Source organism: Acidovorax sp. HMWF018, assembly GCF_003061035.1.
GTDB lineage: Bacteria > Pseudomonadota > Gammaproteobacteria > Burkholderiales > Burkholderiaceae_C > Acidovorax > Acidovorax delafieldii.
In genome coordinates, this window is sequence record NZ_QAIM01000469.1 from 1 (window position 1) to 5,288 (window position 5,288).

At 69.3% G+C, this 5,288-nt stretch carries 6 protein-coding genes; all 6 read left to right on the plus strand.

Annotated features, from left to right (window positions below; genetic code table 11):
* Positions 1 to 1,343 (plus strand): TolC family protein (locus tag DBR23_RS19685; protein WP_108499324.1); only part of this gene is annotated, 1,343 nt, incomplete at its 5' end.
* Between the two features lies 1 nt (position 1,344).
* A complete protein-coding gene (locus DBR23_RS19690; protein WP_108499325.1) occupies positions 1,345 to 2,727 on the plus strand; it encodes a multicopper oxidase family protein in 1,383 nt (460 codons plus the stop codon).
* Positions 2,728 to 2,741: 14 nt separating this feature from the next.
* Positions 2,742 to 3,248, plus strand: coding sequence for a plastocyanin/azurin family copper-binding protein (locus DBR23_RS19695; protein ID WP_043566642.1), 507 nt, complete (start codon positions 2,742 to 2,744; stop codon positions 3,246 to 3,248).
* A 16-nt stretch (positions 3,249 to 3,264) separates the two neighbouring features.
* Positions 3,265 to 3,813 (plus strand): DUF411 domain-containing protein, encoded by a 549-nt coding sequence (locus DBR23_RS19700; RefSeq protein WP_233250591.1) that lies wholly within the window; start codon positions 3,265 to 3,267, stop codon positions 3,811 to 3,813.
* Positions 3,810 to 4,181, plus strand: coding sequence for a copper-binding protein (locus DBR23_RS19705; protein ID WP_015014705.1), 372 nt, complete (start codon positions 3,810 to 3,812; stop codon positions 4,179 to 4,181). The genes DBR23_RS19700 and DBR23_RS19705 overlap by 4 nt, the downstream gene beginning before the upstream one ends.
* Positions 4,182 to 4,258: 77 nt before the next feature.
* Positions 4,259 to 5,266, plus strand: coding sequence for a P1 family peptidase (locus tag DBR23_RS19710; protein WP_108499327.1), 1,008 nt, complete (start codon positions 4,259 to 4,261; stop codon positions 5,264 to 5,266).
* Positions 5,267 to 5,288 lie beyond the last annotated feature (22 nt).

The window sequence follows — 5,288 nt, forward strand, 5'->3', positions numbered from 1 at the left end:
GTGATGTCGCAGCGCTGACTGCAGGCCGTACCGCCGGTGTGGCGCAGGCGGCCTTGCCCGCGATGGAACCGAGCGCCCGCGCAAAGGCCCAGCAGTCCATCGACGGCTGGCTTGCCCAGCCCCTGACACAAGACGCCGCCGTGCGCATTGCCCTGCTCAACAACCCCGGCCTGCAAGCCCGGCTGGCCGCACTGGGCGTGGCCGATGCCGAGCGGGTGCAAGCCATCTCGCTGCCCAACCCGCACCTGACCCTGGGGCGTTTCACCAATAGCCAGGAGCGTGAGATCGAACGCACCCTCGCCTTTGGCCTGATGGATCTGATCACCCTGCCCTGGCGCACCCAGCGCAAAGCCGAGCGCCTGCAGATCGCCACGCTGCAAGCCGCACAGGACGTGGTGCAACTGGCCGCAGACACCCGCCGTGCCTGGCTGCGCGCCGTGGCGGCCGAGCAGGTGGCTGCCACGCACGACCGCATGGTCGAAGCCGCCGAGGTAGGAACCGAGCTGGCGCGCCGCATGGCGCAGGTAGGCAACTGGAGCCGCCTGCAGCAGGCCCGCGAGCAAGCCGTGCTGCACGAGGCCAACAGCCAGCGCGCCCGCGCCCGGCTGGCGGCCGCCACCGCCCGCGAGGACCTGAACCGCCGCCTGGGTGTGTGGGGGGCGCAGGCGCAATACCAGCTGGCACCGCAGCTGCCTCCTCTGCCCGCCACCGCCTTGCCCGCAGACGGTATCGAAGCCACCGCCCTGCGCGAGCGGCTGGATGTGCAGGCCGCGCGCCGCCAGCTCGACACACAGGCAGTGCGCCAGGGCTGGAGCCGCGCTAGCGCCGTGTTTGGCGACATCGGACTGGCCTACAGCCGCAACACCGCAACCGAGCGCGCCACCGGCAGCAGCGACATCAAGCGCGGCTGGGAGATCGAACTGCCCCTGCCCCTGTTCGACTGGGGCGGCGCAGCCCGTACCCGCGCCCAGGCCGAGGTGGAGCAAAGCGCCGCCCAGCTGCAAGACACCGCCGTGCGCGCCCGCAGCGAGGTGCGTGCCGCCTGGCTCACCTACCGCACCGCCCTGGACCTGGCGCGCCAACAGCAGGCGGAGGTCGTGCCCCTGCGCCAGCTCATCAGCGACGAAACCACGCTGCGCTACAACGGCATGCTGGCCAGCGTGTGGGACATGCTGGCCGAAGCACGCAACAGCACGCAGGCCGTGGCCAACGCCATCGAAGCGCAGCGCGACTTCTGGCTGGCCGAGACCGACCTGCAATTGGCGCTGACGGGTACCTCGCCCGGTGCCCTGCAGGGCCTCACATCCGGCGCCGCAGCCTCCACCACCCCACAAGGCCATTGACATGAACCGCCGCAATTTCTTTTCTGGCGCCGCCACGGCCGTGGCTGCAGCCTCCGTCAGCCGCGTGGCCCTGGCCGCGCTGCCCGAGCCCGCAATGCAGTCCAGCGCAGACACCGCGCCGCCGCTGCACCCGCCCACTGGCCGGCCCTACAACCCCGTGGTCACCCTGAACGGCTGGACCGCCCCCTGGCGCATGAACGCGGGCGTCAAGGAGTTCCACCTGGTGGCCGAGCCCGTGGTGCGCGAGGTGGCGCCCGGCTTCATGGTCAACATGTGGGGCTACAACGGCCAGAGCCCTGGCCCCACCATCGAGGTGGTCGAGGGCGACCGCGTGCGCATCTTCGTCACCAACCGACTGCCCGAGCACACCACCATCCACTGGCACGGCCAGCGCCTGCCCAACGGCATGGACGGCGTCGGTGGCCTCACCCAGCCCGCCATCCAGCCCGGCAAGACCTTCGTGTACGAGTTTGTGGCGCGCCGCCCCGGCACCTTCATGTACCACCCGCATGCCGACGAGATGGTGCAGATGGCCATGGGCATGATGGGCCTGTGGATCACCCACCCCAAGGGCAGCCACCCGCAGATCGCCAAGGTGCAGCGCGACTACGCGTTTCTGCTCAACGCCTTTGACGTGGAGCCCGGCAGCATGACCCCCAAGGTCAACACCATGCTGGACCACAACATCTGGTGCTGGAACAGCCGCGTGTTCCCCGCCATCAGCCCGCTGGTGGCGCGTCAGGGCGAGCGCGTGCGCATCCGCGTGGGCAACCTCACCATGACCAACCACCCTATCCACCTGCATGGGCACGAGTTTGAAGTGACCGGCACCGACGGCGGCCCCGTGCCCAAGAGCGCGCGCTGGCCGGAGGTGACCACCGACGTGGCCGTGGGCCAGATGCGGCAGGTGGAGTTCATCGCCGACGAACCCGGCGACTGGGCCCTGCACTGCCACAAGAGCCACCACACCATGGGCGCCATGGGGCACGCCGTGCCCACCATGATCGGCGTGGACCACCGGGGCCTGGCCGGCAAGATCCAGAAGATCGTGCCCGACTACATGGTGATGGGCGAGCGCGGCATGGCCGACATGGGCGCCATGGAGATGCCGCTGCCCGACAACACCTTCCCGATGATGACCGGCACCGGCCCCTTCGGCCCGCTGGAGATGGGCGGCATGTTCACCACGCTCAAGGTGCGCGCTGACCAACCCGCAGGCAGCTATGCCGACCCCGGCGACTTCAGGCAGCCACGCGGCACCCAGGCCTTTGAATGGCAAGGCGCACCGGCCGCCACACCACGCCCTGCACGCACCGACACCCCAGGCACCGCCCCAGGCGCGGCCAATGCACGCAAGCCCGCTGCCAGCGGCCACCAACATTGATGCCAACGATCACCATGAACACTATTAAATTCATAGCTGCCTGGGCAATATGCACTAGCGCATTCGGCACTTTTGCTGCCTATGGGCATGAAAACATGCCCCACCGCACCTCCACAGCCCCCGTGGTCAAAGAGCAAAAAGACTGGGGCATTGCAGGCGATGCCCAGCAGGTGCGCCGCACGATCACCGTGCGCATGGGCGACGACATGCGGTTCAGCCCCCGCCACATCGAAGTGCGCGAGGGCGACACCGTGCGGCTGCGCGCACAGAACAAAGGCCAGGTGCTGCACGAGATCGTGATCGGCACCAAGGCGGAGCTGGACCAGCACGCCGAGATGATGAAAAAGCACCCGGGCATGGAACACGACGAGCCTTACATGGCCCATGTGGCGGCGGGCAAGGCCGGCGACATCGTGTGGCACTTCAACCGCGCAGGCAGCTTTGACTTTGCCTGCCTCATCCCCGGCCATTACCAGGCCGGCATGACCGGCACCATCACCGTGCTGCCCCGCCATCCATAACGCCAGGAGAAACACCATGACCCTCCAACGCCCTCGGGCTGCATCCGCATCCATGACCGCGCTCCCCAGCCCTGCCCGCCGCCAATGGCTGGCCACCACTCTGCCTCTGCTGGGCGCGGGGTTGGCCGTCGCTTTGCTGCCGGTTGGGTCCCGCGCCGCCACCAACACGCCCACACCGCTGGAAGTGTGGAAAGACCCCAACTGCGGCTGCTGCCAGGACTGGGTGGACCACATGCAAGCCAACGGCTTTGCCGTGAAGGTGCATGCCACCGGCAACAACGCCGTGCGTGCCCGCCTGGGACTGCCGCCAAAACTGGGTTCGTGCCACACCGCGCTGGTGGGCGGCTACCTGGTGGAAGGCCACGTGCCCGCCAGCGATGTGCGCAAGCTGCTGCAGCAAAAGCCCAAGGCCCTGGGCCTGGCCGTGCCGGGCATGCCCGTGGGATCGCCAGGCATGGACGGCGCCGTGTATGGCGACCGGCGCGACCCGTACGACGTGCTGCTGGTGGCCCACGACGGCAGCACGCGCATCTTCAACAGCTACAACAAAAAGGCATCCACATGACCCAGCACTTCTTCTCCATCCCGCTGGCTGCCGCCCTGCTCGTCCTGGTTGCAGGGCCCGCCCTGGCGCAGGCGCCCGCAGGGGCTGCCGCAGACAGCCACAGCAGCCACCACCCCGCCGCCACCGCACCGTCCGCGCCACCGGCGGATCTGAGCGAAGGCGAAATCACCCGCTGGGACCCGCGCACCCTGCGCCTGACCCTCAAACACGGCGAGATCAAGAACCTGGAGATGCCGCCCATGACCATGGTGTTCCGCGTGGCGGACGCCGGCGTGGTGGGCGACCTGAAACCCGGCGACAAGGTGCGCTTTCGGGCCGAACAGGTCAGCGGTGCCTACCACGTCCAACGGATCGAGAAAGCGCCCTGACGCGACTCCACGTGCAGCGCCAGGGCCCTGATGCTGCGCAACTGTCGCCCGGCCCCAGGGCACCATAATCACCAGCCATGAGTTCTCCACACGCAATGGCTGGCGACGCTGGCAGCATCACCCGCGTGGCCGGCATCGAGGTCGGCCACTTCACCGAAACCCGCCGCCCCACGGGCTGCACCGTCATCATCACCCGCGAGGGCGCTGTGGCCGGGGTGGATGTGCGCGGTGCCGCACCCGGTACGCGCGAGACGGATTTGCTCCAACCCTCCAACCTGGTGGACAAGGTGCACGCCATCATGCTCGCGGGCGGCAGCGCCTGGGGGCTGGACGCCGCCACCGGCGCCGTTCGCTGGCTCGAAGAGCGCGGCGTGGGTTTTGACGTGGCCGTGGGCCGCCTGCCCATCGTGCCCGCCGCGGTGCTGTTCGACCTGCTGGTGGGCGACATGCGCATCCGCCCCGATGCGGCAGCGGGCTACGCGGCGTGCGAGGCCGCCTCCACCGCAGACCCGGCCGAAGGTAACGTGGGCGCGGGCACCGGTGCGGCGCTGGGCAAGATCTTCGGCATCCACCGTGCGATGAAGGGTGGCATCGGTACCGCCTCCGTCACCGTGGACGGCGTCACGGTGGGTGCTCTCATCGCCTGCAATGCGCTGGGCGACGTGATCGACCCCGACACCGCGCAAGTGATTGCCGGGGCACGCACCGACGACGGCCTGCGTTTGCGCGACACGCGCCGCGCCCTGCTGCGCGGCGACCCGCCCCAGCCCCTGCTGGCGGGCACCAACACCACCATCGGGGTGGTCGCCACTGACGCGGTCATCACCAAGGTGCAGGCCCACCGCCTGGCCGTGGCCGCTCACGACGGACTGGCCCGCAGCATCAACCCCGTGCACACCATGTCGGACGGCGACACCCTCTTCAGCCTGGGCACGGGCCGCAGCGGCAAGAGCCCGGGCATGATGGTGCTGGCCACCATGGCGGCCGAGGCCACGGCCATCGCCACGGCGCGGGCAGCACGGGCTGCGCGCGCCATCACTACCGCCGAGGGGTTGTACCTGCCCTCGGCCGCCGATCTGGGCTGAAGCGCAAAAAATCGGCATGCGC

Coding starts and splice junctions, on each gene's coding strand:
- DBR23_RS19690 (WP_108499325.1), top strand. CDS start 1,345: ATGAACCGCCGCAATTTCTTTTCTGGCGCCGCCACGGCCGTGGCTGCA.
- DBR23_RS19695 (WP_043566642.1), top strand. CDS start 2,742: ATGAACACTATTAAATTCATAGCTGCCTGGGCAATATGCACTAGCGCA.
- DBR23_RS19700 (WP_233250591.1), top strand. CDS start 3,265: ATGACCCTCCAACGCCCTCGGGCTGCATCCGCATCCATGACCGCGCTC.
- DBR23_RS19705 (WP_015014705.1), top strand. CDS start 3,810: ATGACCCAGCACTTCTTCTCCATCCCGCTGGCTGCCGCCCTGCTCGTC.
- DBR23_RS19710 (WP_108499327.1), top strand. CDS start 4,259: ATGAGTTCTCCACACGCAATGGCTGGCGACGCTGGCAGCATCACCCGC.